1 protein-coding gene and 1 pseudogene are annotated in these 726 nt (G+C 69.0%); one reads left to right on the top strand and one right to left on the bottom strand.

All coding sequences use genetic code 11. The features are described 5' to 3' along the window. A partial coding sequence (locus KUM32_RS41185; protein ID WP_217146766.1) for a D-aminoacyl-tRNA deacylase occupies positions 1 to 319 on the top strand: 319 nt, incomplete at its 5' end. A gap of 23 nt (positions 320 to 342) precedes the next feature. On the opposite strand, the pseudogene KUM32_RS41180 reads toward KUM32_RS41185, so the two are convergent. Further along, a pseudogene (locus KUM32_RS41180) lies at positions 343 to 726 on the bottom strand (ParA family protein); the annotation flags it as partial.

Here is a 726-nt window from a genome sequence, read left to right as displayed (position 1 = left end):
CGACGACACCCCGGCCAAGGCCGCGCAACTGGCCCGCAAGCTCTGGTCGGTGCGCATCCTGGACGGCGAGAAGTCCTGTTCGGACACGGGCGCCCCGCTCCTGGTCATCAGCCAGTTCACGCTCTACGGCGACGCCCGCAAGGGCCGCCGCCCCACCTGGAACGCCGCCGCCCCCGGCGAGCTGGCCGAACCCCTGGTCGATGAGGTCGTCGCGGCCCTGCGCCAGTTGGGCGCCCACGTCGAGACGGGCCGCTTCGGCGCCGACATGAAGGTGTCCCTGACGAACGACGGGCCGTTCACGGTGCTGGTGGAGGTCTGAGGAGGCGGCGCTGTTCGCCGACCTCAGCGCACCTCGTCCACCCGCCGCAGGACGTTCTCGGCGAGATCCCGGAACTCGCGGTAGCAGGTCTGTACATACGTCTGCGTGCTGCCGAGGGCTCCGTCGGCCGCCTTGAGGTCGAACATGGGCTTGCGCGCGTCGTGGGCGAGCGGCATCAGGCTGCGGTAGTTGCGCAGGGTGGCGATGCGGTACTGATTGTCGTCGTGCGAGGGCGGGTGCTGGTCGAGTACGGCGCCGGAATAGAGCGCGGGGATGCGTTGCAGCCAGCGCTCGTATGCCTTGACTGGCCGATCGAGGCGAATTCCAGGCTGCATGATGACGTACCCGAGGGGCGTCATCGTCGCAGCTGGGGCAGAAATGTTCGCGGGCACTTGGGGGAGCACCAG

The sequence above is a fragment of the Streptomyces sp. AC627_RSS907 genome, from assembly GCF_019049165.1.
This window is presented reverse-complemented; position numbering and strand designations above follow the sequence as displayed.